The sequence below is a fragment of the Chloroflexota bacterium genome (assembly GCA_035652535.1).
GTDB lineage: Bacteria > Chloroflexota > UBA6077 > UBA6077 > SHYK01 > DASRDP01.
The window spans coordinates 13,684-37,620 of the sequence record DASRDP010000161.1 but is presented as its reverse complement, the minus strand read 5'-3'; the positions used below and the strand labels follow the sequence as shown (position 1 = coordinate 37,620).

The window sequence follows — 23,937 nt, the reverse complement described above, 5'->3', positions numbered from 1 at the left end:
CTACCGGAGGGGGTAGAGATGGTGATGCCCGGGGACAACGTGCGGATGGAGATTGAGCTGATCACGCCGGTGGCGATCGAGGAAGGGCTGCGGTTTGCGATTCGGGAGGGCGGCCGGACGGTGGGCGCCGGGGTCATCACCCAGGTGCAGGGCTAGGAGCGAAGGATGGCGCGGCTTCGTCAGCGGATTCGGATTCGGCTGAAAGGCTTCGATCACAAGAGCCTCGATCAGGCTGCCCAGCAGATCGTCGAGACCGCCGAGCGCACCGGGGCCCAGGTTGCCGGTCCGATTCCCCTGCCGACGAAGCTGGAGAAGTTCACCGTGATTCGGTCGCCCTTTATCGACAAAGACTCGCGCGAGCAGTTCGAGCTGCGCACGCACAAGCGCCTCATCGACGTGCTCGAGCCGAGTCCTCGAACCGTGGATGCCCTCATGCGACTGAACCTCGCATCGGGCGTCGACATCGAGATCAAGCTGTAGATGCAAATGGAGCCGGCGGGGGGGCTGTCGTGATTCAGGGGCTGCTGGGCAAGAAACTCCGCATGAGCCGTATGGTCAGCGGCTCCGGCGCCGTCGTTGGCGCCACGCTCGTTTCCGTGGGCCCCTGCTACGTAACCCAGATCAAAACGCCGGAGCGCGACGGCTACGCGGCCGCGCAGATCGGCTACGGCGAGACGGCGAAGCTTTCGAAGCCGGCCGCCGGCCACCTGAAGGGGTTGCCCAGGCTGAAGCACCTGCGCGAGGTGCCGGTCGATTCAGAGGCCGATCTGACCGTAGGCCAAAAGCTGGATGTATCGGTGTTTGCCGTTGGAGACACGGTGGATGTCGCGGCGGTCTCCAAGGGGCGTGGTTTCGCCGGCGTGGTTCGCCGCCACGGGTTTGGCGGGGGGCCCAAGACGCACGGCCAGTCGGATCGCTGGCGGGCGCTCGGCTCCTCGGGGGCCGGTACCACACCCGGCCGAGTTCTAAAGGGGACGCGCATGGCCGGCCATATGGGGAGTGCGCGCGTGACGGTCAAGAACTTGGAAGTGCTCGCCATCGACCCGGCGCGCAACCTCCTCGCCCTCAAAGGCGCCGTGCCGGGCCCGTCGGGGGGGATCGTGCGCATTACCAAGGCGCGCCGCGAGCGAGGGTCGTCGTGATGGAAGCGTACGTGCGAAGCTCGACAGGCGAGCGCGTCGGCACCGTTGAGCTGGACGAGCGGGTGTTTGGGATCGAGCCGAATCGCGCAGTTCTGCACCAGGCCGTCGTGGCCCAGCAAGCGAACCAGCGGCATGGGACGGCGAACACGCTCACTCGGGGCCTCGTAGCCGGGAGCGGGAAGAAGCCGTGGCGACAGAAGGGAACCGGGCGTGCGCGCCAGGGAATGCAGAGCGCACCGCACTGGCGCGGAGGCGGCATCGTGTTCGGGCCGCACCCCCGGAGCTATCATCAGCGATTGCCGAGGAAGATGCGGCGCCTCGCCCTCCGGTCGGCGCTGTCGGAAAAGATGCGGTCCGAGGCGCTCACGGTGGTGAACCGGCTTGAGCCCGCGGATGGGCGAACCAAGGAACTGGCGAAGATCTTCCAGGCCCTCGGCGTTGGCGGAAGCGTTGTTATCGTGACGGCGGAGCACGAGCCCGAGTTGCGCCAGGCGTCCGGGAACCTGCCGGGCGTCCGCGTGGCATTGCCCAATGGGTTGAGCGTGCTCGAGGTCCTGCGGGCGGACGCCGTCGTGATGTATCGAGATGCGATTGCGCCCGTCACCCGCCTGTTGCTCGGCGAGGCCGACGAATCCGCGGTCGCCTGATCGAAGAACGAGGGAGAGATGGATTCCTACGACGTGTTGCGGCGGCCGGTGATCACCGAGAAGAGCACGATGCTGGGGGGCAATAGCCAGTACGTGTTCGAGGTCGCGCGTGACGCCAACAAGATCGAGATCAAGCGCGCCGTTGAAGAGGTGTTCAAGGTACGCGTGCGCGCCGTCAACGTCCTCCATATGCGCGGAAAGATGCGACGCATGGGACGCACCCAGGGGATGACGTCGCCGTGGAAGAAGGCGGTCGTCTCCCTGGAGTCGGGCCAGCGCATCGAGTTCTTCCAAGGTGTTTGACGGGTAGGATATGCCGACGAAGCTTTACAAGCCAACCTCCCCTGGCCGCCGCGGGATGACGGGCTCGACCTTTTCGGAGATCACCAAGTCGAAGCCCGAGAAAAGCCTCGTCGTGCCGCTCAAGAAGCGGGCAGGCCGCAACAACAGCGGTCGGCTCAGCGTGCGGCATCGCGGAGGCGGCCACAAGCGGATGTACCGGATCGTCGACTGGAAGCGCGACAAGATCGGGGTGGGTGGCGTCGTTCAAGCCATCGAATACGACCCGAACCGGGCGGCGCGCATCGCTCTCGTACAGTATGACGACGGCGAAAAGCGCTACGTGATCGCGCCGGCCGGCCTCCGCGTCGGTGCTCGGATTATGAGCGGGAGCGACGCGGATCTCGCCGTCGGCAACACGCTGCCGCTGCGCAACATCCCCACCGGCACCACGATCCACAACATCGAGCTCCGACCCGGTCAGGGCGCCCGGCTCGTTCGCAGCGCGGGGAACGCCGCGCAGCTCATGGCGAAGGATGGCGACTGGGCGCAGGTACGGTTGCCATCGGGCGAGGTACACCGAGTCCACTGCGACTGCAAGGCGACGATCGGCCAGGTGGGCAACCCCGAGCACGCCGCCATGAAGCTGGGAAAGGCGGGCCGCAGCCGCTGGCTCGGCATCCGCCCCACGGTCCGGGGCTCCGTGATGAACCCACGGGACCATCCCCACGGCGGCGGGGAGGGGAAAGCCCCGCGCGGCGGCCAGCCGCAGACGCCGTGGGGCAAGCCGGCGATGGGGTATCGGACACGCCGGCGGAAGGACACTGATCAATTCATCGTTCGTCGTCGGACGAAGTAACAGGAGCGGGGCGCGTGAGTCGTTCGCTGAAGAAAGGGCCGCACGTCGACGTGAAGCTTCTCGGCAAGATCGAGATGCTGAACCAAACGGGGCGAAAAGTCGTGTTCAAGACGTGGTCGCGAGATTCGACGATCTTCCCACAGATGGTCGGCCACACCATCGGCGTGCACAATGGGCGCATCCACGTTCCTATTTACATAACGGAAAACATGGTGGGACACAAATTGGGTGAGTTTGCGCCCACCCGCCATTTTCGTGGCCACACGGCGCGGGGCGAGAAAGCAACACGGGTTCGCTAGTCGTGGGATGGAGATCGGCGGGAGCGCCCGCGTGCGAGGCGCGCGCCCGGCGCGTGAGTGAGAGGAATGGCTGAGATCGAAATTCGCGCCACGGCCCGAAACGTGCGGATGACGCCGCGCAAGGTTCGGCTCGTGGGCGACGCGGTCAAGGGAAAGCGGCTGTCTGACGCCCTCGCGCTGCTGCGGTTCATGCCGCAGCGCGCGTCGACCCCCGTACTCAAGGCCGTAAAGTCTGCCGCGGCGAACGCCGAGAACAACTTCGATCTCGATCCGAATGATCTGTACGTCGCCAACGTCATCGCGGATCCGGGCACATCGCTGCGTCGGTACCGGGCCAAGGCACGGGGCCGCGTTGGGCCGCTGCGAAAGCGATCAAGCCATATCACCGTGGTCGTGAGGGAACGGGAGGCCTGAGGCGTGGGACAAAAAGTGCATCCGATCGGATTCCGGCTCGGCATCAACAAGGAGCGCCAGGCGCGTTGGTATGCCGATGACCGTACCTTTCCAACCCTGCTTCACGAAGACCTCACGATTCGGCGGACGATCATGTCCCGGCTCTCGGACGCGGGGATCCCGCGCGTCGACATCGAACGGTCCGCGAACCAGGTCGGCGTGACGATCCACGCGGCGAAGCCGGGCATTGTCATCGGGAAGGGCGGCGCCAAGGTCGAAGAGCTGCGCAAGACGCTCGAAGCGACGACCGGCAAGAAGGCGCGCATCACGATCTCGGAGATACGCCAGCCAGAGCTCAATGCGACCCTGCTGGCGCAGAGCATCGCCGAACAGCTGCAACGGCGGGTCGCGTTTCGCCGAGCGATGAAGCAGGCCGTCGGGCGTGCCATGCGCTTTGGTGCGCGCGGCGTCCGGGTCCAGGTGTCCGGGCGGCTCGGTGGCGCGGAGATGTCGCGACGTGAGTGGGAGCGGGAAGGCCGCGTGCCGCTGCACACCATACGTGCCAACATCGACTATGGCCTGGCCGAGGCGCACACCACCTTTGGACTGATCGGTGTCAAGGCCTGGATCTATCTTGGGGATGTGGTGCCCGGCCAGGCGCCGGAGCCCGTGCCGGCCCCGCGGGGACGCGCCGGCGTCGCACCGCCGCCGCAGGCGCCAATCGCGGAAGCGCCAGGCCCGGCGGTGGCCGAGGCTGAGGAGGAGATCGTCATTCCCGAGGGCCCCGCGATCTTTGAACCCGATGAGGATGAGGACGATGCTTCAACCGAAGCGCGTTAAATATCGCAAGACCCAGCGCGGGCGCATGAAGGGGATCGCGACATCTGGCAACGTGATCTCCTTCGGTGAGATCGGGCTGCAGGCGCTCGAGCCGGCATGGATCACGGCGCGGCAGATCGAGGCGGCCCGGCGTGCGATCACGCATCACCTGAAGCGCGGAGGTAAGGTCTGGATTCGGATCTTTCCGGACCGAGCCGCCACGGCCAAGCCGGCCGAGACGCGCATGGGCGGCGGGAAAGGCGCGCCGGACCACTGGGTCGCCGTGGTCCGACCGGGTCGGGTCATGTTCGAGGTGGGTGGTGTGGCGCCGGAGCTCGCGCGCGAGGCGCTCCACCTCGCCGCGCACAAGCTCCCCATCGCCACGCGGTTGATGGAGCGCGAAACGGCGGTGACGACCGCATGAAGATGACCGAGCTGCGGGCGCTGGACGATGCCGAGGCGCGACGTCGACTGCGTGATCTTCAGGAGGAGCTGTTCAATCTTCGATTCCAGTATGCAACCCGCCAGTTGACCAATCACGCACGGATGCAGCTCGTCCGTCGCGACATCGCACGGATCCGCACGCTCCTGCGCGAGCGCGAACTGTAGAGGGAAGTAGGGCGAGGTTCGGGGCAACATGCCGAATGAACGAGGGCGGCGCCGCATATTGTCGGGCCGCGTCACCAGTGACAAGATGGATAAGACCGTGGTTGTGGCGGTCGAAGTGGTCCATGCGCACCGACTCTACGGTCGAGCTATTCGCCGAACGCACAAGTTCAAGGCGCACGACCCAGCTAACGCGTACCACACGGGCGACGTCGTCGAGATCCGCGAGAGCAGGCCGTTGAGTCGAGAAAAGCATTGGGTGGTCGCGCGACTCGTCAAGAGCGGGCACGAGGATATTCCGATCGTCGATCCCACCCAGCCGTCGCCGGGAACGAGCGCATGATCCGCCCCTACACGCGCTGTCGCGTCGCGGACAATACCGGGGCGCGCGAAGTCCTCGTCATTCGCGTGCTCCAGGGAAACAAGCAGTACGCGGAGATCGGCGACGTCGTCGTCGGCGCCGTGAAGCAGGCCACGCCCAACGGCTCGGTGAAAAAGAGCGACGTCGTCAAGGCCGTCGTGGTTCGAACGGCCAAGGAGTACGGTCGGCCGGACGGGTCCACGATTCGCTTCGACGACAACGCCGTCGTGATCCTGTCCGACCGTTTGAACCCGCGCGGAACACGAATATTTGGGCCGGTGGCGCGCGAGCTGCGAGAAAAGAACTATCTCAAGATCGTTTCACTGGCGCCCGAGGTCATCTAGGATGTTCAAGATCAAACGAGACGACCTGGTCGAGGTCCTCAAAGGCCGGGAGCGCGGAAAGCGCGGAAAGATCCGGAAACTGCTCCCCAAGGAGAGCCGCGCAGTCATCGCCGACGTGAACATTATGAAGAAGCACGTGAAGCCGGGCTCGCAAGCGCGGCAGGCGGGGATCATCGACATCGAGGCGCCGATCCAGCTCGCAAATCTTGCCCTCGTCTGCAGCAAGTGTGGCAAGCGCACCCGCGTCAGCATCCGCGTGCTGGACGACGGGTCAAAAGCGCGCGTCTGCAAGCTGTGCGGCGAGCTGACGTAGGGAGAGCGCGGAATGTCGAGTCGACTCCACGAGCGGTTCAACGCGGAGGTGCTTCCCGCGCTTCGTCGTGAGTTCCAGTACCCGAACGTGATGCAGGTGCCGCGGCTTCACAAGGTCACCGTCAACATCGGACTGGGCGAGGCGATTCGCGAGGCGAAGGCGCTCGAGGCGGCGTCGCGAGATCTGGCCGCCATTACCGGTCAGCACCCGGTCATCACGCGGGCGAAGAAGTCGATTGCCGGGTTTCGCCTCCGAGCGGGCATGCCAATCGGGGTGAGCGTGACTCTTCGCGGGGAGCGCATGTATGAGTTCCTCGATCGGCTGATCAGTATCGCGCTCCCCCGCGTACGGGATTTTCGCGGCGTGTCAGAAAAGGCGTTCGACGGCCGGGGGAACTACACGATTGGACTGCGCGAGCAGCTCATCTTTCCGGAGATTGAGTACGACAAGATCGATCGCGTGCGCGGCATGGAGGTCACCATCGTGACGAGCGCGCGAACCGATCACGAGGCGCGGCGCCTCCTGGAGCTGCTGGGCATGCCGTTCCAGCGCGCCGCGGCATAGGAGAAGGCATTGGCAAAGAAATCCGAGATCGCCAAATCGCTTCGGACTCCGAAGTTCCCCGTGCAGCGGCACAATCGCTGTGGGCGGTGTGGTCGACCGCGCGCCTTTATGCGCAAATTCGGGCTGTGCCGCATCTGTTTCCGGGAACTCGCGCTGCGCGGCGAGATTCCGGGCATCTCGAAGTCGAGCTGGTAGGCGCGGCGTGGGTCGCGGAACCGAGGGGGAGACGTGCTAACTGATCCGATCGCCGATATGCTCACCCGGATTCGCAACGCGTCTCGGGCGCGGCACCCGCTGGTTGAGATGCCGTCGTCGCGCATGAAAGTTGCCATCGCCCAGGTTCTGCGCGAAGAGGGGTTCATCCGGGGGTTCGACGTGGTCGGCGCGGGCCCGAAGAAGAAGCTTCGCGTGCTGCTCGCCTACTCGCCGCAGAAGGAACCCAGGCTCCTCGGACTGCGACGGATCAGCAAGCCGGGGTTGCGGGTCTACGTGGGCCGCGACAAGGTCCCACGGGTCTACGGAGGCGCTGGCGTCGCGGTGCTCTCGACACCGCGAGGTGTGATCACGGGTGACCGGGCGCGCCGCGAAAACGTCGGGGGGGAGCTGCTCGCCTACGTGTGGTAGGGCAGAGCGCCTCGGATTTCAAGACCTACCAGGGTCATCTGGGTTGGGGGAAACGTGTCACGAATAGGAAGGATGCCCATCGCCGTACCGGAGACGGTGAAGGTGGCGATTGCCGATGATCTGGTCACCGTGACCGGGCCCAAAGGGACCCTTGTGCAGCCCATCCCGCAGGGAATTACCGTCCGTCAGGAAGGGCAGGAGCTGCTGGTCGACCGGTCGTCAGACGACCGTGGGCAGCGCTCGCTCCATGGCCTCATGCGGACGCTCGTGAACAACATGGTGGTGGGCACGTCTCAGGGGTTCGAAAAGCGGCTGGAGATCATCGGGACCGGCTACCGCGCGCAACAGGCGGGGGAAGCGCTCTCGATCTCGGTTGGCTACTCGCATCCGGTGGTCTTTGCGCCGCCGAAGGGGATCAGCCTGAGTGTCGACGGTCCGCGCGTTGTCGTGAGCGGGATTGACAAACAGGTTGTGGGCGAGATCGCCGCGCAGATTCGACGAATTCGCCCGCCCGAGCCATACAAGGGGAAGGGCATCCGCTACCAGGGCGAGGTCGTGCGCCGGAAGGCCGGCAAGGCCGGCGGCAAGAAGCGATAAGGGGAGGAACGGTGTTTAAGCCCGCCAACGCTCGCGCGGCTCGACGCCGGCGCCATCTCCGAGTCCGACGTCGGCTCAACGGAACGACGGCGCGACCGCGGCTGTCGGTGTTTCGAAGCGCGTCGCACATCTATGCGCAGATCATTGATGATACCCAGGGGCGCACCCTCGTATCGGCCTCCACGCTCGACTCAGCGCTTCGTGGCGGAGCGGGTGCAAAGGCGGAGCGCGCAAGAGCGGTGGGTTTGGCGCTCGCCCAACGCGCGAAGGCTGCGGGAGTCACGCGGGTTGTCTTCGACCGGGGCGGCTATCTGTATCATGGGCGCATCAAGGCGCTGGCCGACGGAGCGCGCGAGGGCGGGCTCGAGTTCTGAATTCTGGAAGGGGCGTACCACGAGGAGATTGAATGCCGAAGATTGATCCCACCGGTCTGGTACTCGAAGAAAAGGTTGTTCGCGTCAACCGCGTGGCGAAGGTCGTCAAGGGTGGGCGACGGTTCAGCTTCAGCGCAGTGGTCGTGGTAGGAGACGGCCATGGCGTGGTGGGCGTCGGTCTTGGGAAGGCGAACGAGGTGCCGGACTCGATCCGCAAGGGCGTGGAGAACGCGAAGAAGAGCCTGATCCGCGTACCGATGAAGGATGGATCCACGATCCCCCACGAGACGGTTTCCCGCTTTGGTGCCGCCTCCGTCATGTTGAAGCCAGCGGCGCGCGGAACCGGCGTGATCGCGGGCGGGTCGGTCCGGGCAGTTGTTGAAGCCGCCGGGATCAAAGACATCCTCACCAAGTCTCTGGGGAGCGCCAATCCGGTGAACGTCGCCAAGGCGACGCTCGCTGGCCTTGAAGGTCTGCGGGACCCGCGCGAGGCGCGCCGAGAACGGCTCGGCGATGGGCGCGCGGCGGCCCCGAGCGCCGAGGAGGCCGCGGCGGCGGACTCCGCGACCGATGCATCGAAGGAATAACAGATGGCTGTGACCATTACCGCAACGCTCATCAAGAGTGTCATTGGATATCCTCGCGACCAGCGAGCGACGATCCGCAGCCTGGGCCTCCGTCGACTACACCAGCGTGTCGAGCTGCCGGACACGCCGGTCGTGCGCGGGATGCTCCACAAAGTTCGGCATTTGCTAGCCGTCGAGGCGGTGGAGGGTGCGCAATGAAGCTCCATGAGCTGAAGCCACCTGATGGGTCCCGATCCGGCCGAAGACGAGTCGGGCGCGGGCTCGGATCGGGGCGCGGCAAGACCGCGGGAAAGGGCACCAAGGGGCAGAAGGCGCGATCGGGCGGCGGGGTGCCGCCGTATTTCGAGGGCGGCCAGCTTCCCCTCGTCCGGAGGCTCCCCTACCGGCGCGGTTTCACTAACCCATTTCGCATTGCGTACGAAGTGGTGAACCTCGATCAGCTCGAGACATTCGACGCCGGCGCAACCGTGACCCCTGAGCTGCTCCGGTCGAATCGCGTGGTCCGACGAAACGAACAACCCGTGAAGGTTCTCGGGCGCGGCGTGCTGACCAAGGCGCTCACCGTGCGCGCCCATGCCTTTTCAAAGGCGGCCGAGGCGGCGATCAAGCAAGCTGGTGGGAGCATCGAGGTCGTCACCGGATGATCCAATCGGTCCTTACATCGTTCCGGGTTCCGGACGTTCGCGCGAAGCTCCTCTTCACCATCGCGATGCTGGTGATCTTTCGCTTCATGGCGCACGTGCCGGTGCCGGGCGTGAACCTGCAGGCGCTGCGGGATCTCTTCGATGCAAACCAGCTTCTCGGCATGCTCAATTTATTCTCCGGGAGCGGCTTGCGCAACTTCTCGATCGTCGCCATGGGCGTCTACCCGTACATCACCGCGACGATCATCATGCAGCTCCTCATCCCCATCATCCCGCCGCTCGAGGCCCTGTCGAAAGAAGGAGAGTCCGGGCGAGCACGAATCAATCAGTACATGCACTGGGCTACCGTTCCGCTGGCCGGGCTCCAGGGGTTCGGAACGATCCAGTTCTTGAACAGCAGTGGTACACAGATCGTTAGCAATTTCGATCTGGGCGCGCACCCGATCGAGACGCTGGCGATTCTCGCGTCCATGGTGGCGGGGACCATGCTCCTCGTGTGGATCGGGGAGTTGATCACCCAGAATGGCGTCGGCAACGGCGTGTCCATCATCATCTTCGCGGGGATTGTTGCCTCGCTGCCGCAAACGATTGCGCAGGGACTGGTGGCACCAGGCAACGTCGTGCCAGTGATCGTGTTCGGAATCCTGGGTCTCGTCACGGTGGCGGCGATTGTGTACGTCTACGAAGGACAGCGACGAATCCCGGTGCAGTACGCACGACGGTTGCGCGGAACGCGGTGGTACGGTGGCGGAAGCACGCACATCCCGCTGCGGGTGAACTCGGCGGGAATGATCCCGCTGATCTTCGCGTCGTCCATCATGATCTTTCCTGGCACGCTCGCGAGCTATTTCGTAGGCGTGGACAACGAGATCGTCGCTGGAGTGGCCCGGACGTTCTATGACACGTTCTACCAGGGGAACAGCCTGGTGTACTGGGTGCTTTACTTCATCATGGTCGTGGGGTTCACCTTTTTCTATACGTTGGTCATATTTCAGCAACAGAACATTGGAGAGAATCTCCAGAAGAGTGGGGCCTTCATTCCTGGTATCCGGCCGGGTCGCCCAACCGCCGACTATCTCTATTGGGTGCTCATTCGCATCACCTGGGCAGGCGCGGTCTTTCTCGGTATCGTGGCCGTCCTGCCCTTCATCGCGCGCACATTCATCAACGTCCAGGCCCTTACCCTGTCGAGCACCGGGTTGTTGATCGTGGTCGGCGTGGTGTTGGACACCATCAAGCAGCTTGAAGCTCAGCTCCTCATGCGCAACTATCGTGGCTTCATCCGTTGAGGCGGGCGGGAGGATTGTGTACCTGGTACTAATCGGCGCGCCTGGCGCCGGAAAAGGAACCCAGGCAGTCGGGCTGGCGCAAGAGTTCGGGCTGGCCCACATTGCCAGCGGCGACATGTTTCGCGAGGCGATGACTCGGGGCACCCTCCGAGGGCTGCAGGCGCGGGCCTACGTCGAGCGTGGCGAGCTCGTCCCGGACGATGTCACGACTGCGATGGTCGTCGAGCGATTGGCCCGCGGCGATTGCGAGAACGGAGTCATCCTGGACGGATTTCCGCGCAACGTTGCCCAGGCGCAGGCACTGGACCAAGCCCTCCGCAACGAGAAGAAGCGGGTGGACCTGGCGCTGTACCTCTCCGTGCCGGGCGACGAGCTGCTGCGGCGCCTTTCGGGCCGCTGGCTGTGTCGGAAGTGCCAGGCGTCTTACCACGAGGTCTTCAATCCGCCGGCCAAGCCCGGCACGTGCGATCGATGCGGCGGCGAGCTGTATCAGCGGGAAGACGACACGCGCGCGACGGCCGAGCGCCGACTCGCCGTGTACTTTGAGCAGACCACGCCCGTTATCGACTACTACCGCAACGCGGGAATCCTGGACGAGGTGGACGGCTCGCGGACGATCGCGGAGGTCTCCGAAGCGCTTCGTGACGCGGTGCGTCGCCGCGCGCGGAAGATCTGATAAGATTACTTGGTTGAGTGGGCCAGGTGGGTACACCTGTGCACGACGTTGATTCGATCCCAGTGGAACGACGCGACTGTGTCGTTCGGAGTCTGCGAGATGAAGGTCCATGCGTCCGTCAAACCGCGGTGTGAAAAATGCAAGGTCATTCGACGACACGGCGTTGTTCGCGTGATTTGCGAGAACCCGCGGCACAAGCAGCGGCAAGGATAGGCGCGCAGGGGGCGCGCGCGGCAACGTCGGGGGAATCGGCTGCGCCGTCCAAGAGGAGGGGTTTGATTGGCGCGTATTGCGGGTGTTGACATCCCAAATGACAAGCAGGTTCAGATCTCGCTGACGTATATCCACGGCATCGGCCGAGCGAAGGCCAAAGAGGCAGTGGCCGCAGCGGGAGTCAATCCCGAAACTCGGGTGAAGCAGCTGACCGAAGATGAAGTCTCCCGTCTGCGCGACTACATCGACCGTCACTTTACGGTCGAGGGGGACTTGCGGCGCGAAGTCAACCTGAACATCAAGCGATTGATGGAGATCGGGTGCTATCGCGGGCTGCGGCATCGCCGCGGGCTGCCCGTTCGCGGACAGCGCACCCGGACAAACGCGCGCACGCGGCGCGGGCCTCGACGGACGGTGGCCGGGCGTCGGCGCGCGTCGGCGAAAAAGTAGAGGGCTCGGAGGGAGCAGGTTGGCGGACCGACGGAGGGGCGCACGCCCGAGGCGGCGTGAGCGCAAGCAAGTTCCGCGGGGGAACGCGTACATCCAATCGACGTTCAACAACACCCTGGTCACCATCACTGATCCCGACGGCAACGTGCTCTCCTGGAGCAGCTCGGGCGTGGTCGGGTTCAAGGGATCGCGGAAGAGCACTCCTTTTGCCGCAAGCCAGGCCGCCGAGGACGCAGCGAAGAAGGCGATGGAACACGGGCTTCGGGCCATCGACGTCTACGTCAAGGGCCCTGGCTCGGGCCGGGAGGCAGCCATCCGATCGCTGCAGGCGACAGGACTGGGCATCAGCGCCATCATCGACGTGACACCGATTCCCCACAATGGGTGCCGTCCACCAAAGAAGCGGCGCGTTTAGAGACTGCCCCCAGCCCGGAGGCTCCGTCACCAGCCCGGGTCGTCCTGGCTGGCGCTCGCTTCCGGACCGGCGTGGTTTCCAGGGAGAATGTATGGCACGATACACAGGCCCCGTTTGCCGAATCTGTCGAAGGTTCGGCCTCAAGCTGTTTCTCAAGGGCCAGCGCTGCTTCGGCCCAAAGTGCGCCGTCGAGCGCCGCAAGTATCCACCCGGTGAGCACGGGCAAGGACGGCGCAAGGTGTCCGAGTTCGGTCTGCAGCTGGCCGAGAAGCAGAAGCTCCGATCGATGTACGGTGTGCTCGAACGGCAGTTCCGCACACATTTCGAGGAGGCGGAGCGGCGTCCTGGCATGACGGGTGCCAACCTGTTGTCGATCCTCGAGCGGCGACTCGACAACGTCGTCTACCGCCTTGGGTTCGCCCCATCGCGAAAGCAGGCCCGTCAGCTCGTTCGGCACGGGCACTTCGACCTGAACGGCCGAAAGACGGATATCCCCTCGGCGCTGCTTCGCGAGGGCGACGTGGTCCAGGTCCGACAATCGAGCAGAGAGAACGAGTATTTCCTCGCCGCGAAGGGCGAGATGACCGAGAGTACAGTTCCCCGCTGGCTCTCGCTGGACCCCGAAGCGTTGAGCGGCCGGGTCATGCGTGCACCAGAGCGAGACGATATCGACACGCCGGTGAACGAACAGCTCGTGGTTGAGTACTACTCTCGCTAGCACGCTGCGCTCTGGTGGTTCGGAGCGCGAAGGAGAATTCAACGTTGCAGGAAGAAATTGCATCCACTGCCGTGGAGACGGTGTTCCTCTCGGGGGAGCTGGGCCAATTCGAGATCGAGCCGCTGATCAGCGGGTTCGGTCTGACCCTTGGGAATGCGCTCCGACGAGTGCTCCTGTCGTCACTGACGGGCGCGGCGATCACCGCTATCAAAATCGAGAACGTCTATCATGAGTTCTCGAGCATCCCCGGCGTCCGTGAAGATACGACAGAGCTGATCCTCAATTTGAAGCAGGTTCGGCTGAAATCGTACACCGATGACGCGGTCAGCGTTCGGCTCGAGAGCAGCGGCCCGGGGGTCGTGACGGCGGGCGACATCCAGGTCCCACCGGAGATCGAGATCGTAAACCCAGAAGTCACGCTCGCCACGCTCGACAATGCCGACACCCGCCTCGAGATGATGTTGACGATCGAGAAAGGGCGCGGCTATCTGACGGGCGACGGGCGCGAGGCGCCGTCCATCGGCGTGATCCCGATCGACGCGGTCTTCACGCCCATTCGCCGCGTGAACTACCGCGTGGAGAAGACGCGCGTCGGCGCGCGGACCGACTACGATAAACTGATCCTTGAGATCCAGACCGATGGGAGCATCGGGCCCAAGGAGGCGCTCGCCCAGGCGGCGCAGATCCTCATCGACCATTTCCAGATCTTCGCGCAGCTGAGTGGGACCGTCCAGCGCGTCGAAAAGGCATCGATCGGCCCGGGCGCAATCCCCTCCCGCCTCCAGGACATGCCCATCGAGGTCCTCGACCTCTCGTCGCGAACGTACAACTGTCTCAAGCGCTCGCAGATCACCACGGTCGGGCAGCTCCTCCAGATGAGCGAGGATGAGCTGTTGGGCCTGCGCAATTTCGGGCAGAAGTCCCTGCAAGAGCTGCACGAAAAGCTCGCGCGGCACGGAATCGTGACCACCGCGGATGGCGAGGCCGGGCCCTCGGAATACGACGAGGAAGAAGAGGTCGAAGAGGACGAGGAGCGCTACGCGCGGGTGCGCGGTTATCGCGAATACAGCGACGAAGACGACGAGGGCGAAGAGGACGAGCGCTAGTGAGCGCCGCTGCGTGAGGAAGGTGAAGTCGTGAGACACAGGGTTGGGAAGCGAAAGCTCGGGCGTGACGAGGGTCATCGGAGCGCGCTTCTGCGAAATCAAGCCACCGACCTGTTTCGGTACGAACGGATCAGAACCACCGAGCCCAAGGCGAAAGAGCTGCGGTCGCTGGCTGAGAAGCTGATCACGTTGGGAAAGCGCGGGGACCTGCACGCGCGCCGCCAGATCATCGCGCACCTCTACGATGTCGCCATTGCGAACAAGGTCGTCGACGAGCTGGCTCCGCGATTTGCCGATCGGCCGGGCGGATACGTCCGGCTCATCCATCTCGGACCACGGCGCGGTGACAGCGCGCCCATGGCGCAGGTCGAGCTGGCATTCTAACGGGATGGGAGAGGCGCGCACGGGCGTCCCCGCAGCCTGGTAGGCCGAGCGGCATGGGCCATGTAGGAAGATGCGAACCGTTCGCCTCGACATCGCGTACGATGGAACAGATTTTCGTGGATTCGCGCCCCAGCCCGGCGCCCGAACCGTCGGAGGTCAGTTGGAGACAGTGCTCCAGCGCGTGCTCGGAGAGCCCGTTCGCGTCACGCCGGCGGGGCGCACGGACGCCGGAGTCCATGCCTTGGCTCAGGTGGTGAGCTTTACCTGCTCGTCGTCGATCAGCGGTGCAGAGCTCAAGCGCGCGCTCAATGCCCTCGTCGACGATGACCTGTACGTGCGGGCGGTGTCGGACGCGCCGGACGGCTTCGATGCGCGCCGGAGCGCGCGGTCGCGGGCGTATCGCTATACGATCTGGAATGCACCCGAGCCGAATCTGTGGAAGCGGCGCTGGGTGGAGCACGTGCCCGCGTCCTTGGACGTCGAGGCGATGGACGCGGCCTGTCAGGCGCTGGTGGGAACTCACGACTTCGCGGCATTCCATACCCACAAGACGCAGGATGATTGGCCCCGCAGCACGGTGCGAACCGTGCGCGCCGCGTCCTGGCGCCGGGGAGCAGACGATGGACCAGATGTGCAATTCACGATCGAAGCTGATGCCTTCCTTCGGCACATGGTGCGCACCATCGTCGGCACGTCCATATTGATCGGCCTCGGGAAGGCGCCGCCCCAGGAATTGGCCGAATCGATGAAACAGAAAGAGCGCGCCGGTGCGGGACCTACCGCGCCTGCCCGCGGGCTGACACTGCTTGGGGTCACCTATTCCGGTGATTCCGCTGGGGGATAGGATGGATTCAACGCGTACGTATAGTCCACGGAGCGTGGACGTCCATCACGAATGGCACGTCCTCGACGCGACGGATCGGCCGCTCGGCCGGCTTGCTAGCGAAGTGGCACAGCTGCTTCGCGGGAAACATAAGGCGGCGTTTGTCCCCCACATGGACGTGGGTGACTACGTTGTCGTGGTGAATGCCGCGCGCGTCGGCATCACTGGCAAGAACAAGCCTGTCCAGAAGATGTATTATCGCCACTCGGGCTACCTCGGATCGCTGCGAGCCGTGAGCCTGCAGAAGCTCATGGGGCAGCGGCCCGAGCGGGTAATCGAGCACGCGGTGCGCGGAATGCTCCCGAAGAATTCCCTGGGGCGGGCGATGTTTCGAAAGCTTCGCGTGTACGCGGGCCCGACGCACCCTCACGGGGCGCAGGTCACGAGCGCTGGAGGATCGGAAGCAGAATGATTCGAGGTCCGCGAACTCCCCGAAACGGAACGACCGCCGTTGGTGGACGAAAGACTGCGGTGGCGCGCGTGCTCCTGCAGCCGGGGACCGGGAACGTCATTGTGGGGGGGCGCCCGATGGAGGAGTACTTCCCGCGCCTTCTCTGGCAAAACCTGATCACCCTCCCGCTCCGCATCACGAACACGCACCGGTCCTTTAATGTTCTCGCGAAGGTCACGGGCGGTGGCATCACCGGTCAGGCGGCCGCGATAACCCACGGGATCGCGCGCGCCCTGGTGAAGATCGACGAGGCGCATCGGGTCCCGCTGCGCCAGGCGGGACTTCTCACCCGCGATTCCCGCGCCAAGGAACGGAAGAAGCCAGGGCTGAAGCGGGCGCGCAAGGCGCCCCAGTACACGAAGCGATAACACGCTGCCGGGACCGGCGCCGCGGACTGACTTTGCGCGGCGGGGGCAAAAAGGTTGGCCCCCCGGCGCAAGGGGGGTCCAAGCGTCACGCGGTCCGCGGCTATCGGGAAACCGAAGCCCGATCAGGTCAGCGGGGTCGTCACGGAGGCCCCTGCGCCCCAATAGAGAATTCCGGCGCTGAGAACCAAGAACAGCGCGACGGCGACTACCAGGCTTCGGTCCGCCAGCAGCAAGTCCTCAGGGCTGCCGCCGAGGCCGCGTACGTGCAAGAGGAATAGGTACCGAAACACGCCGTAGAGGGCGATGGGAATCGTGATCATCATCAGGTGGTTGGGCGGCACGTTCTCGGCGGAGAACGTGTAGAGCGAGTACGCCATGACGCTCGCCGTCGCCGTGATGACGATCAGAGTGTCCAGGAACTCAATGGTGTAGTGCTCGAGGGATGGCCGGTGCTTCTCCGCCTCGTCATCCATCTCGGCGATCTCTGCCCGGCGTTTTCCGAGGGCAATCACCAGCGAGCCGAGAACGGTGCACACGTAGAGCCACGGCGAGATGGGGACGTTGACGGCCACGGCGCCGGCCATCACGCGCACGACGAAGCCCGCGGAGATGCAGAACACGTCCAGGAGCACCTCGTGCTTCCACCAGAGAGAATACGAGGCGCTGATGGCGACGTACGACAGACAGACAATGGCAAACGGCACGCCGAGAGCGAAGGCGAGCCCAAAGCCGACGACGAACAGCCCCGAGGAGAGAAGCGCGGCCGCTGGCTTCGAGATTTGCCCCGCCGCGATGGGTCGATAGCGCTTCGTGGGGTGTAGCCGATCCCGTTCGACATCGCGCAAGTCGTTGAATACATACCCCGCGCTGGAAATGCAGCAGAACGCCGCAAAGGCGATCAACACGCGGAGATCGAGAGCTAGGTCCGTGACGTGCAGGGCGTAGACGAGGCCAAAAAAGATGAGGCCATTCTTGAGCCACTGCTTGGGGCGAACCTCACGGACGATCGCGACGGGGAACCGCGCCGAGCGTGAGGGCGTGGGGACGAGCTCGGCGAGCGCGGCTGCACTGGTTGTTCGACTCACTAGGCAGCGCTCCTTGTCTGGATACTATAGGGGTAGGCCGGAGCGGCAATCAACACTGGGTATACTTCGGTGATGGCTCCTCCAACCGCGCGAATCCGCCTCGACGAATTGCTCGTTCGACGAGGACATGCGCCCACGCGAGAAAAGGCGCGCGCCCTGGTGCTCGCAGGTCGGATCCATGCGCGGGGGCTGGCATTCCCCAAGCCGGGTCAGCGCGTTCCCGACGATCTGTCGCTCGATGTCATCCCTGCTCCGACCTACGTAAGTCGCGGCGGCGTCAAGCTCGCGCACGCCGTTACGCATTTCGGAATCGACGTTCGAGACCGCGTTTGCGCGGATATTGGGGCCTCGACCGGCGGGTTCACGGATTGCCTGCTGCAGCATGGGGCGCGGCGCGTGTACGCCATTGACGTCGGATATGGCCAGCTCGACTGGTCGCTGCGCGTCGATCCGCGCGTCGTCGTCATGGATCGGACGAACGCCCGGTATCTGGAACAGCTCCCCGAGCCGGTGAGTCTCGTCGTGTTGGACGCGTCGTTCATCGCAATTCGCGTGCTCCTTCCGGCGGTGGCTCGGATTTCGGACGAGCAAGCCACGCTCATTGCCTTGATCAAGCCACAATTCGAGGTTGGGAAAGGCCGGGTCGGCAAGGGCGGAATCGTCCGCGATCGTCGGGCGCACCGTGAGGTGCTCGAAAGCGTCGCAGAAGCGATCCGACTCGCCGGCCACGCGTTGCTGGGATTGACCGCGTCACCAATCCGGGGCGCGGACGGGAACGTCGAGTTTTTGGCGCACGTGCGCATCGATGGATCAGGCGTGGTTCGACCTTCGGGACCTTGCGTTCGCGAGACGTGGGTGGACGACGAGATCGATCGTGCCCTCGAAGAGGCGCACACCGGCACCATATGACGGCTGCTGAACGGGGGCGCACCTCGAGCGGCCGTGTTGCGCTCGTCTATCAGCCAGCCGTTGAGAAGGCGGTTCCCCTCGTCGAGCGCTGCGTCACGCATCTCGAAGCTTGGGGGCGCGATTCCCTCGTTTTGTCCGTTAGGGAGCTGGAATCGAAGCCGTTGGTTGACGGCGTCGAACTCGTGGTCACGTTCGGCGGCGACGGAACGATCTTGCGCGCGGCGCGCTGGCTGGGCGGTTGGGCCATTCCAATCGTCGGCGTCCAGATGGGCCGCTTGGGCTTCCTCGCGGAGCTGCTGCCCAAGGACTTGCCGACCGCCCTGGAGCCGTACGTTCGCGGGGACTACTGGGTCGACCGCCGCGCCATGCTGCGGGCAGAGGTGATCGACGCGGGCGCGGTGGATCCCTGCTCCAATACGCTATCAAGCCCGCTGGCGCACATCGCTCTCAACGATGTCGTCGTCGGACGCGGTCAATCCCTGCGCACGGTGACGGTCGACCTCGTCATGGAAGGTCGACCGCTGCATTCGTTTCGTTGTGACGGCGTCATCGTTGCGACGGCCACGGGCTCCACGGCGTATTCGTTCGCGGCGGGTGGCCCCGTTCTCGCTCCAGAATCCGCGGACCTGGTTGTGACCGCGATCTGTCCGCACATCACGTCGCTGAAGACCCTGGTCCTGCCGGGCGACGTGCCGCTCCGACTTCAGGTCTGGACAACGCAGCCGGCGGTGATCACGGTCGACGGACAAGTCGACGAATTGCTCGGAGATGGAGCCATCGTGGACGCGCGCCGAGGTGATGAGACGACGCTCTTCGCGCGACGGGGCGCGCGGGGCGATCTCTACAGTCGCATCCTCAGCAAACTGGACTAGCCGGCGGATTCGGGAATGGCAGATCGCGAGCAGGCTTCACCAGCCTCCATCGACGGCGTCGGCTCGGCGCATCCGCGGGCTCTTCTCGTCGAGTTGGCCATGCGCGAATTCGCCATCGTGGACGAGCTGCGCGTCCAGTGGTCTCGCGGGCTCGTCGCCATCACCGGGGAGACGGGCGCGGGCAAGTCGATCATCATCGATGCCCTGGGCGCAGCCCTGGGCGATCGATTGGATTCGAGCTGGCTCCGCGCTGGCGCCGCTCGGTCGTCAGTGGACGCGGTGTTCGCCGGCGTGTCCCGGGAATCCAGCATTGCGCGCGTTCTCTTGGACATGGGGATAGACCCGGATGACGACCAGCTCATCCTGTCCCGAGATGTCCAGGCGGGGCGGAGCATCGCGCGAATCAACGGCCGCAGCGTGCCGTTGGCAACCGCCCAGCAAGTTGGCACCGCCCTCGTCGACGTGCATTCCCAGGCGTCGCATCTCTCCCTTGCTCGTGTCCGCGAGCACGTCGAGCTCCTGGACCGGTATGCGGGGGCCGTGTCCGATCGGAAAGAGATGGCGTCCGCATTCCGCGCCTGGATGGAAGTACGTCGAGAGATCGCACGTATTGAAAGTGGCGAACGCCAGGCGCGCCGGGAGGCCAGCCTGCTGGGCCATGAGGTGAATGAGATCGACGCGGCTGGCATCACCGTCGGAGAAGAAGAAGAGCTCGTCGCGCGCAGGGGACGGCTGCAGAACGCGCTGCGCCTTCGGCAGCTGGCACGCGCAGCCTACGAGGCGCTCCAGGGTAGCGACCAAGCGCCCGGGGCGATCGAGTTGCTCGGCACGGCGGCGAGCCGGATCACCGAGATCAGCAGCCTCGATTCCCAGATCGATGTGGGAACGGATCGCGTCGTCGACGCGGTCGATATGGCGGAAGACCTGGCGCGCATGCTGCGGCGGTACGGCGACGCGATCGAGGAGGATCCCGAAGCGCTCTCCCTCGTGGAGGAGCGCTTGCTGCTGCTATCCGATCTGAAGCGGAAGTACGGCGCGACGCTGGACGATGTCCTCGCATATCGGGACGAGGCAGCACACCGCCTCGCCGAAATCGAGCGCGGCGATGAGCGCCTCGCCGAGCTGGCTTGTGCAGAGCGGGAAGCCCGGGTGCGCGTTGCAGAGGCCGCGGCCGGGCTTTCGGAAAAAAGGCAGAGTGTCGCCCGCGATCTGGAACTCGCCGTTCAGACGGAGCTAGAAGCCCTGGGCATGCCAGGTGCGCTCTTCGTAGTGCAGATTACGTTTCAGCACGACGATCGCGGTGTGACGCCGCCAGGACACGATGCGCCAGTGGCATGCGACGAGACGGGAATCGATCGCGTGGAGTTCTTGATGTCGGCGAATCGTGGGGAGCCGCCAAGACCGCTCGCGCAGGTAGCCAGCGGCGGTGAGTTGGCTCGATTTATGCTGGCGCTCAAGTCCGCGCTGGCCTCCGCGGATGAAACGCCTGTGCTCATTTTCGACGAGCTGGACCAGGGCGTCGGTGGCCGCCTCGGCCACGTCGTCGGCGAGAAGCTGTGGCGGCTGGGACGGCGGCATCAGGTCCTGTGCATCACGCACCTGCCTCAAGTCGCCGCCTATGCCGACGCGCATTTTGGCGTGAACAAGATCGAGGTGCATGGACGGACGGTCACGCGCGTGGCGCGTCTCGAGGGATCAGAGCGCGTGGAGGAGCTGGCGGTGATGCTGGGAGGTCCTGGAGGCGGAAGGGACTTGCGCGACACAGCACAGCGGCTCCTGGATCGCGCCGAGGAGTGGAAAACCGGGAGCGGCGACTGTGCGTAGCTTGCCCTGATGGGTCGCGCTCGACGCCCGCTGACTGTCAGCGCGCGGCAGCCGAAAGGAGGTACTGCGCGCCGACGACCAGGATGACCACGAAGACGACGGTGATGAATCCGAACCAGCGGGTAAGACTCGCACGATCGGCATCTTGCACGATGATGAATGCGCCGAGGACGAATGGCGCCACAAAGATGGCGGCAAAGATGACGATAACGAAGCCCATTCTTCTCTACTGACCTTGCACGTTGCGGATGTACCGAACGAGCGTCCAGCGCTGATCGTCTGTGAGAAGGTCGCCGAAGGGCGGCATGTTGCCCACTCCGTTGGTGAGGATCCAGTACAGCTGTCCGTCGGTGCGGTTGCGTGCGCGGGCGTCGCGGAAGTTGACCGGCGGGACCGCCCCGGCTGCGGAGAAGCGATCGGCAACCGGGCTCTGCCCGTCGGCGTTTTGTCCGTGGCACGCAGCGCAATTCACCGCAAAGATATTCTGCGCCCTCTCGAGCGTCTGCGCGTTGGCAGGGACCGGATTCTGCAGGTCCGTTGCTTCGTCGAACGTGAGGGCGGGTGCGCGGCCGCTGACCGGTACGGCGCCGACAGGGGGGGCAAGGCGATTCGGTTCCTGGAGCTTCTGGGACGGTTGAAAGTGCATCTCGCGAAAAAGATCCACCGAATACGCCCCGGGTGTGCATGCAGCCAGCGTGATGCCGACACCGACAGCCGCGGCGGCAAGGGAGGCGCGGGCGGCTCGAGCGCCTGACGGCAGCCCCCAGAAGTGAGACAACGCGTCCGAAAGCATCTGCACGACGGCTAGGTCCTTGCGCCGGAGCGCTGGCTGACGATGTCGATAGCGCCGGCATCGCGCATCGCCCGTTCGACAGCATCGAGGCGTCCATCGGCACGCGTCACAAGCAGCCCGATGTACCCTTCGCTGATTCGCGGGTCGTAGGGCGCACTTGTGAAGTCGGGCAGCCGGGACTCGAAGATGATCCCCAGCACGGTAAAGAGGATCGCGCCCAGCATCGTGCCCTCATACATGACGTTGACCATGGGGGGCACCGAGAGAATCGGCTTGCCGCCGGTGACCAGCGGATACGCCATCTGCGTTCCGATCGTGATCAAGAGGCCGACGGAAAACCCGCAAACGCCACCCATGAAAGGGAACACGTAGAGCCGGTGTCGCTCAGGCTCCTCGCCGAACGCGCCGTCCGGATACGGAACGTCTGTATAGGTCTTGATGTTCGAGCCGGGGATTCCCGCGGCCCGCAATCCGTCGATTGCATTGGCGACCTGATCGGGGTCGCGAAACAAGCCAAGCAGGTTTCCGCCGACGGATGTTGCCATTTGCTGACCTCCTCTACGGGGCTGGAAAGACGCCGGTCACACGCGAGCGCTGTTCGACCGATGACCCGCGCCGCGGATCCAACGCGCGAAACGATTCCGGGGGACGGCTTCGCTGGTTGCGGGTCATTCGCGAATAATCCCAGGAACGGTGACTCGTCCAACCCGGACTGTCTGTTTCAGGACCTGACCCTCTTTGATGTCGAAGAGCGGAATGATCGGGAAGAACTTCGAGAAAAGAAGGATGCCAAGGCTCACGAGGGCGAACGAGGCGGCCACCAAGATCACCTCGATCGGCTGGACGGAATACACGGGGATCCACATGAACGGGAACGGCCGCTTTTCCGATACGGGCGGGACGATGATGATCCAGCGCTCGAGCCACATCCCCACATTGGCGATGATCGACGTCACAAACATCAGCGGGATGTTTCGCCGCACTTTTTTGAATACCCAGAAGCTCATGGGGATGATGTATCCGCACAATAAGAAGACCGGGAAGATCACATTGAAGGGCGGCTCGAAGACGCGGAGCTCCCAAACGGCGAGTTCATCCGGTTCGCGCCCCGCGATGCCGAAATACATGTCCATCAGGAAGAAGAAGGCCCAGGTGTTGACCACCACGATGAGCAGCCTGCCCAGCGCGTCGAAGTGGTCGGGCGTAATGTAGTCTTCCAGATGGAACACCCATCGGAGGATCGCCATGAGCGTCGCCACCGCGGAGACGCCAGAGTGAACGGCCCCGATAACGAAGTACGGCGGGAACACCGTCGAGTGCCAGCCCGGCGTAATCGCCATGGCGAAGTCCCACGACACGATGGAGTGGACGGAAACGAAGACCGGGAGGATCAATGCTGAAAGGAGGATCCCCGCGATGGTCTGGAGCTGCCACTGGCGCTTGGTGCCCCGGAAGCCGAGGGACACGATGGTATAAAACGGCCGCCGCCAGCCCGTCGACTGCTCGCGCGCGATGGCGAGGTCGGGAATCAACGCGATGAAGATGAACATCGCGCTCGACGACAGGTAGGTGAAGATCGCGCTCGGGTCCCAGATCAGTGCCGACCGGACGTCGGGGAAGATCCCCCGGGAGAAGTCGTATGGGAACACCCAATAGGGCACGCGCCACGGCCTGCCCGTATGAATGAGCGGGAACGTGGCGGCGGTGGCGAGCGCGAAGACGGTCATGACCTCCGCGGCGCGGGTCACGGGGCGCCGCCACTCGGCCTGGGTCAACCGTAAGATCGCGGAGATCATGACGCCGGCGTGGCTGATACCAACCCAGAAGACGAAGTTGGTGATCAAAACGCCCCAATACTGTACGTAGGTGTATCCGAGGAGCGTCAGCCCGAACCACAGCATCAGGATGAATGAGATCACGCCCGCGCCGAAGATCAGTCCGAGGCCGATCGCTGCGCCCCAGAACCAGAGCGGCGTCTTCAGCGCAAAGTTCAGCAGATCCGCGTTGATCTTGGGCGCTGCCAGATCACGCCGTTCCTGCATTGGCCCC

General features: G+C 64.5%; 41 protein-coding genes. 36 read left to right on the top strand and 5 right to left on the bottom strand.

Annotation, left to right across the window (positions count from 1 at the left end):
• The 33 genes from tuf to rpsI form a co-directional block, all read left to right on the top strand.
• On the top strand, positions 1-156 hold a 156-nt coding region (tuf, locus tag VFC51_20055; protein HZT09325.1), incomplete at its 5' end, for an elongation factor Tu.
• Positions 157-165: 9 nt separating this feature from the next.
• Positions 166-480 (top strand): 30S ribosomal protein S10, encoded by a 315-nt coding sequence (rpsJ, locus tag VFC51_20050; protein HZT09324.1) that lies wholly within the window; start codon positions 166-168, stop codon positions 478-480.
• A 29-nt stretch (positions 481-509) separates the two neighbouring features.
• Positions 510-1,142 carry a 50S ribosomal protein L3 gene (gene rplC, locus VFC51_20045; GenBank protein ID HZT09323.1) on the top strand — a complete coding sequence of 211 codons (633 nt, stop codon included), beginning with the start codon at positions 510-512 and terminating at the stop codon, positions 1,140-1,142.
• Entirely contained in the window at positions 1,142-1,789 is a 648-nt protein-coding gene (gene rplD / locus VFC51_20040; GenBank protein ID HZT09322.1) for a 50S ribosomal protein L4, read from the top strand. Before rplC ends, rplD begins: the two co-directional genes overlap by 1 nt.
• 18 nt (positions 1,790-1,807) lie before the next feature.
• Positions 1,808-2,092 carry a 50S ribosomal protein L23 gene (gene rplW, locus VFC51_20035; protein ID HZT09321.1) on the top strand — a complete coding sequence of 95 codons (285 nt, stop codon included), beginning with the start codon at positions 1,808-1,810 and terminating at the stop codon, positions 2,090-2,092.
• A gap of 10 nt (positions 2,093-2,102) precedes the next feature.
• Positions 2,103-2,927 carry a 50S ribosomal protein L2 gene (gene rplB, locus VFC51_20030; protein HZT09320.1) on the top strand — a complete coding sequence of 275 codons (825 nt, stop codon included), beginning with the start codon at positions 2,103-2,105 and terminating at the stop codon, positions 2,925-2,927.
• A gap of 14 nt (positions 2,928-2,941) precedes the next feature.
• Complete coding sequence (gene rpsS / locus VFC51_20025) at positions 2,942-3,226, top strand: 30S ribosomal protein S19 (GenBank protein HZT09319.1); 285 nt, start codon at positions 2,942-2,944, stop codon at positions 3,224-3,226.
• A gap of 75 nt (positions 3,227-3,301) precedes the next feature.
• Positions 3,302-3,640 carry a 50S ribosomal protein L22 gene (rplV, locus tag VFC51_20020; protein ID HZT09318.1) on the top strand — a complete coding sequence of 113 codons (339 nt, stop codon included), beginning with the start codon at positions 3,302-3,304 and terminating at the stop codon, positions 3,638-3,640.
• Between the two features lie 3 nt (positions 3,641-3,643).
• Positions 3,644-4,459 (top strand): 30S ribosomal protein S3, encoded by an 816-nt coding sequence (rpsC, locus tag VFC51_20015; protein HZT09317.1) that lies wholly within the window; start codon positions 3,644-3,646, stop codon positions 4,457-4,459.
• The gene (gene rplP, locus VFC51_20010) at positions 4,437-4,862 is read left to right on the top strand and encodes a 50S ribosomal protein L16 (protein HZT09316.1); all 426 of its coding nucleotides are present in this window, start codon (positions 4,437-4,439) and stop codon (positions 4,860-4,862) included. The genes rpsC and rplP overlap by 23 nt, the downstream gene beginning before the upstream one ends.
• Positions 4,859-5,047 carry a 50S ribosomal protein L29 gene (gene rpmC / locus VFC51_20005; protein ID HZT09315.1) on the top strand — a complete coding sequence of 63 codons (189 nt, stop codon included), beginning with the start codon at positions 4,859-4,861 and terminating at the stop codon, positions 5,045-5,047. Before rplP ends, rpmC begins: the two co-directional genes overlap by 4 nt.
• A gap of 28 nt (positions 5,048-5,075) precedes the next feature.
• Positions 5,076-5,387 (top strand): 30S ribosomal protein S17, encoded by a 312-nt coding sequence (gene rpsQ, locus VFC51_20000; GenBank protein HZT09314.1) that lies wholly within the window; start codon positions 5,076-5,078, stop codon positions 5,385-5,387.
• A complete protein-coding gene (gene rplN, locus VFC51_19995; protein HZT09313.1) occupies positions 5,384-5,749 on the top strand; it encodes a 50S ribosomal protein L14 in 366 nt (121 codons plus the stop codon). Before rpsQ ends, rplN begins: the two co-directional genes overlap by 4 nt.
• 1 nt (position 5,750) lies before the next feature.
• Complete coding sequence (gene rplX / locus VFC51_19990; GenBank protein ID HZT09312.1) at positions 5,751-6,062, top strand: 50S ribosomal protein L24; 312 nt, start codon at positions 5,751-5,753, stop codon at positions 6,060-6,062.
• Between the two features lie 12 nt (positions 6,063-6,074).
• Positions 6,075-6,626 carry a 50S ribosomal protein L5 gene (gene rplE / locus VFC51_19985; protein ID HZT09311.1) on the top strand — a complete coding sequence of 184 codons (552 nt, stop codon included), beginning with the start codon at positions 6,075-6,077 and terminating at the stop codon, positions 6,624-6,626.
• 9 nt (positions 6,627-6,635) lie between these two features.
• Positions 6,636-6,821: a type Z 30S ribosomal protein S14 gene (locus VFC51_19980; protein ID HZT09310.1), complete on the top strand. Its 186-nt coding sequence runs from the start codon at positions 6,636-6,638 to the stop codon at positions 6,819-6,821.
• A gap of 33 nt (positions 6,822-6,854) precedes the next feature.
• Complete coding sequence (gene rpsH, locus VFC51_19975; GenBank protein ID HZT09309.1) at positions 6,855-7,250, top strand: 30S ribosomal protein S8; 396 nt, start codon at positions 6,855-6,857, stop codon at positions 7,248-7,250.
• A gap of 54 nt (positions 7,251-7,304) precedes the next feature.
• A complete protein-coding gene (rplF, locus tag VFC51_19970) occupies positions 7,305-7,847 on the top strand; it encodes a 50S ribosomal protein L6 (GenBank protein ID HZT09308.1) in 543 nt (180 codons plus the stop codon).
• A gap of 11 nt (positions 7,848-7,858) precedes the next feature.
• Positions 7,859-8,221 (top strand): 50S ribosomal protein L18, encoded by a 363-nt coding sequence (gene rplR, locus VFC51_19965; GenBank protein HZT09307.1) that lies wholly within the window; start codon positions 7,859-7,861, stop codon positions 8,219-8,221.
• A gap of 32 nt (positions 8,222-8,253) precedes the next feature.
• The gene (rpsE, locus tag VFC51_19960; GenBank protein HZT09306.1) at positions 8,254-8,808 is read left to right on the top strand and encodes a 30S ribosomal protein S5; all 555 of its coding nucleotides are present in this window, start codon (positions 8,254-8,256) and stop codon (positions 8,806-8,808) included.
• A gap of 3 nt (positions 8,809-8,811) precedes the next feature.
• Positions 8,812-9,006, top strand: coding sequence for a 50S ribosomal protein L30 (gene rpmD / locus VFC51_19955; protein ID HZT09305.1), 195 nt, complete (start codon positions 8,812-8,814; stop codon positions 9,004-9,006).
• Positions 9,003-9,452, top strand: a complete 450-nt coding sequence (gene rplO, locus VFC51_19950; GenBank protein HZT09304.1) for a 50S ribosomal protein L15 — start codon at positions 9,003-9,005, stop codon at positions 9,450-9,452. Before rpmD ends, rplO begins: the two co-directional genes overlap by 4 nt.
• Positions 9,449-10,741 carry a preprotein translocase subunit SecY gene (gene secY, locus VFC51_19945; protein ID HZT09303.1) on the top strand — a complete coding sequence of 431 codons (1,293 nt, stop codon included), beginning with the start codon at positions 9,449-9,451 and terminating at the stop codon, positions 10,739-10,741. The genes rplO and secY overlap by 4 nt, the downstream gene beginning before the upstream one ends.
• Positions 10,742-10,757: 16 nt before the next feature.
• Positions 10,758-11,417 carry an adenylate kinase gene (locus tag VFC51_19940; protein HZT09302.1) on the top strand — a complete coding sequence of 220 codons (660 nt, stop codon included), beginning with the start codon at positions 10,758-10,760 and terminating at the stop codon, positions 11,415-11,417.
• Positions 11,418-11,516: 99 nt separating this feature from the next.
• Positions 11,517-11,630 carry a 50S ribosomal protein L36 gene (gene rpmJ, locus VFC51_19935; GenBank protein HZT09301.1) on the top strand — a complete coding sequence of 38 codons (114 nt, stop codon included), beginning with the start codon at positions 11,517-11,519 and terminating at the stop codon, positions 11,628-11,630.
• A gap of 66 nt (positions 11,631-11,696) precedes the next feature.
• A complete protein-coding gene (gene rpsM, locus VFC51_19930; protein HZT09300.1) occupies positions 11,697-12,080 on the top strand; it encodes a 30S ribosomal protein S13 in 384 nt (127 codons plus the stop codon).
• Between the two features lie 19 nt (positions 12,081-12,099).
• Positions 12,100-12,495 (top strand): 30S ribosomal protein S11, encoded by a 396-nt coding sequence (rpsK, locus tag VFC51_19925; protein ID HZT09299.1) that lies wholly within the window; start codon positions 12,100-12,102, stop codon positions 12,493-12,495.
• A 91-nt stretch (positions 12,496-12,586) separates the two neighbouring features.
• A complete protein-coding gene (gene rpsD / locus VFC51_19920; protein HZT09298.1) occupies positions 12,587-13,213 on the top strand; it encodes a 30S ribosomal protein S4 in 627 nt (208 codons plus the stop codon).
• Positions 13,214-13,257: 44 nt separating this feature from the next.
• Positions 13,258-14,319 (top strand): DNA-directed RNA polymerase subunit alpha, encoded by a 1,062-nt coding sequence (locus VFC51_19915; GenBank protein ID HZT09297.1) that lies wholly within the window; start codon positions 13,258-13,260, stop codon positions 14,317-14,319.
• 30 nt (positions 14,320-14,349) lie between these two features.
• Positions 14,350-14,703: a 50S ribosomal protein L17 gene (gene rplQ, locus VFC51_19910; GenBank protein HZT09296.1), complete on the top strand. Its 354-nt coding sequence runs from the start codon at positions 14,350-14,352 to the stop codon at positions 14,701-14,703.
• A 70-nt stretch (positions 14,704-14,773) separates the two neighbouring features.
• The gene (gene truA / locus VFC51_19905) at positions 14,774-15,547 is read left to right on the top strand and encodes a tRNA pseudouridine(38-40) synthase TruA (protein ID HZT09295.1); all 774 of its coding nucleotides are present in this window, start codon (positions 14,774-14,776) and stop codon (positions 15,545-15,547) included.
• A 1-nt stretch (position 15,548) separates the two neighbouring features.
• Positions 15,549-15,998 (top strand): 50S ribosomal protein L13, encoded by a 450-nt coding sequence (gene rplM / locus VFC51_19900; protein HZT09294.1) that lies wholly within the window; start codon positions 15,549-15,551, stop codon positions 15,996-15,998.
• Positions 15,995-16,405, top strand: coding sequence for a 30S ribosomal protein S9 (rpsI, locus tag VFC51_19895; GenBank protein ID HZT09293.1), 411 nt, complete (start codon positions 15,995-15,997; stop codon positions 16,403-16,405). Before rplM ends, rpsI begins: the two co-directional genes overlap by 4 nt.
• Positions 16,406-16,527: 122 nt before the next feature.
• Here rpsI and VFC51_19890 read toward each other — a convergent pair whose 3' ends face one another.
• Positions 16,528-17,490, bottom strand: a complete 963-nt coding sequence (locus tag VFC51_19890; protein ID HZT09292.1) for a decaprenyl-phosphate phosphoribosyltransferase — start codon at positions 17,488-17,490, stop codon at positions 16,528-16,530.
• 72 nt (positions 17,491-17,562) lie between these two features.
• On the opposite strand from VFC51_19890, the gene VFC51_19885 reads away from it, so the two are divergent.
• Genes VFC51_19885 through recN form a run of 3 tightly spaced genes read left to right on the top strand, consistent with a single transcriptional unit; the run spans position 17,563 to position 21,095 of the window.
• Entirely contained in the window at positions 17,563-18,399 is an 837-nt protein-coding gene (locus VFC51_19885) for a TlyA family RNA methyltransferase (GenBank protein ID HZT09291.1), read from the top strand.
• Positions 18,396-19,271, top strand: a complete 876-nt coding sequence (locus VFC51_19880) for an NAD(+)/NADH kinase (GenBank protein ID HZT09290.1) — start codon at positions 18,396-18,398, stop codon at positions 19,269-19,271. The genes VFC51_19885 and VFC51_19880 overlap by 4 nt, the downstream gene beginning before the upstream one ends.
• Before the next feature lie 15 nt (positions 19,272-19,286).
• A complete protein-coding gene (gene recN / locus VFC51_19875; protein ID HZT09289.1) occupies positions 19,287-21,095 on the top strand; it encodes a DNA repair protein RecN in 1,809 nt (602 codons plus the stop codon).
• A 37-nt stretch (positions 21,096-21,132) separates the two neighbouring features.
• Here recN and VFC51_19870 read toward each other — a convergent pair whose 3' ends face one another.
• The 4 genes from VFC51_19870 to nrfD all read right to left on the bottom strand — a co-directional run bounded on the left by VFC51_19870 (position 21,133) and on the right by nrfD (position 23,930).
• The gene (locus VFC51_19870) at positions 21,133-21,315 is read right to left on the bottom strand and encodes a hypothetical protein (protein ID HZT09288.1); all 183 of its coding nucleotides are present in this window, start codon (positions 21,313-21,315) and stop codon (positions 21,133-21,135) included.
• A 6-nt stretch (positions 21,316-21,321) separates the two neighbouring features.
• Positions 21,322-21,888, bottom strand: coding sequence for a c-type cytochrome (locus VFC51_19865; protein ID HZT09287.1), 567 nt, complete (start codon positions 21,886-21,888; stop codon positions 21,322-21,324).
• Positions 21,889-21,899: 11 nt separating this feature from the next.
• Complete coding sequence (locus VFC51_19860) at positions 21,900-22,433, bottom strand: DUF3341 domain-containing protein (GenBank protein HZT09286.1); 534 nt, start codon at positions 22,431-22,433, stop codon at positions 21,900-21,902.
• A gap of 123 nt (positions 22,434-22,556) precedes the next feature.
• Positions 22,557-23,930 carry an NrfD/PsrC family molybdoenzyme membrane anchor subunit gene (gene nrfD / locus VFC51_19855; protein ID HZT09285.1) on the bottom strand — a complete coding sequence of 458 codons (1,374 nt, stop codon included), beginning with the start codon at positions 23,928-23,930 and terminating at the stop codon, positions 22,557-22,559.
• Positions 23,931-23,937 lie beyond the last annotated feature (7 nt).

Bases quoted from the DNA above. Each gene is read 5' to 3' on its own strand.
- rpsJ (HZT09324.1), top strand. From the start codon at position 166: ATGGCGCGGCTTCGTCAGCGGATTCGGATTCGGCTGAAAGGCTTCGAT.
- rplD (HZT09322.1), top strand. From the start codon at position 1,142: ATGGAAGCGTACGTGCGAAGCTCGACAGGCGAGCGCGTCGGCACCGTT.
- rplW (HZT09321.1), top strand. From the start codon at position 1,808: ATGGATTCCTACGACGTGTTGCGGCGGCCGGTGATCACCGAGAAGAGC.
- rplB (HZT09320.1), top strand. From the start codon at position 2,103: ATGCCGACGAAGCTTTACAAGCCAACCTCCCCTGGCCGCCGCGGGATG.
- rplP (HZT09316.1), top strand. From the start codon at position 4,437: ATGCTTCAACCGAAGCGCGTTAAATATCGCAAGACCCAGCGCGGGCGC.
- rpmC (HZT09315.1), top strand. From the start codon at position 4,859: ATGAAGATGACCGAGCTGCGGGCGCTGGACGATGCCGAGGCGCGACGT.
- rpsQ (HZT09314.1), top strand. From the start codon at position 5,076: ATGCCGAATGAACGAGGGCGGCGCCGCATATTGTCGGGCCGCGTCACC.
- rplN (HZT09313.1), top strand. From the start codon at position 5,384: ATGATCCGCCCCTACACGCGCTGTCGCGTCGCGGACAATACCGGGGCG.
- rplX (HZT09312.1), top strand. From the start codon at position 5,751: ATGTTCAAGATCAAACGAGACGACCTGGTCGAGGTCCTCAAAGGCCGG.
- rplE (HZT09311.1), top strand. From the start codon at position 6,075: ATGTCGAGTCGACTCCACGAGCGGTTCAACGCGGAGGTGCTTCCCGCG.
- rpsE (HZT09306.1), top strand. From the start codon at position 8,254: ATGCCGAAGATTGATCCCACCGGTCTGGTACTCGAAGAAAAGGTTGTT.
- rpmD (HZT09305.1), top strand. From the start codon at position 8,812: ATGGCTGTGACCATTACCGCAACGCTCATCAAGAGTGTCATTGGATAT.
- rplO (HZT09304.1), top strand. From the start codon at position 9,003: ATGAAGCTCCATGAGCTGAAGCCACCTGATGGGTCCCGATCCGGCCGA.
- secY (HZT09303.1), top strand. From the start codon at position 9,449: ATGATCCAATCGGTCCTTACATCGTTCCGGGTTCCGGACGTTCGCGCG.
- rpmJ (HZT09301.1), top strand. From the start codon at position 11,517: ATGAAGGTCCATGCGTCCGTCAAACCGCGGTGTGAAAAATGCAAGGTC.
- rpsD (HZT09298.1), top strand. From the start codon at position 12,587: ATGGCACGATACACAGGCCCCGTTTGCCGAATCTGTCGAAGGTTCGGC.
- truA (HZT09295.1), top strand. From the start codon at position 14,774: ATGCGAACCGTTCGCCTCGACATCGCGTACGATGGAACAGATTTTCGT.
- rplM (HZT09294.1), top strand. From the start codon at position 15,549: ATGGATTCAACGCGTACGTATAGTCCACGGAGCGTGGACGTCCATCAC.
- rpsI (HZT09293.1), top strand. From the start codon at position 15,995: ATGATTCGAGGTCCGCGAACTCCCCGAAACGGAACGACCGCCGTTGGT.
- VFC51_19885 (HZT09291.1), top strand. From the start codon at position 17,563: ATGGCTCCTCCAACCGCGCGAATCCGCCTCGACGAATTGCTCGTTCGA.
- VFC51_19880 (HZT09290.1), top strand. From the start codon at position 18,396: ATGACGGCTGCTGAACGGGGGCGCACCTCGAGCGGCCGTGTTGCGCTC.
- recN (HZT09289.1), top strand. From the start codon at position 19,287: ATGGCAGATCGCGAGCAGGCTTCACCAGCCTCCATCGACGGCGTCGGC.
- VFC51_19870 (HZT09288.1), bottom strand. From the start codon at position 21,315: ATGGGCTTCGTTATCGTCATCTTTGCCGCCATCTTTGTGGCGCCATTC.
- VFC51_19865 (HZT09287.1), bottom strand. From the start codon at position 21,888: ATGCTTTCGGACGCGTTGTCTCACTTCTGGGGGCTGCCGTCAGGCGCT.
- VFC51_19860 (HZT09286.1), bottom strand. From the start codon at position 22,433: ATGGCAACATCCGTCGGCGGAAACCTGCTTGGCTTGTTTCGCGACCCC.
- nrfD (HZT09285.1), bottom strand. From the start codon at position 23,930: ATGCAGGAACGGCGTGATCTGGCAGCGCCCAAGATCAACGCGGATCTG.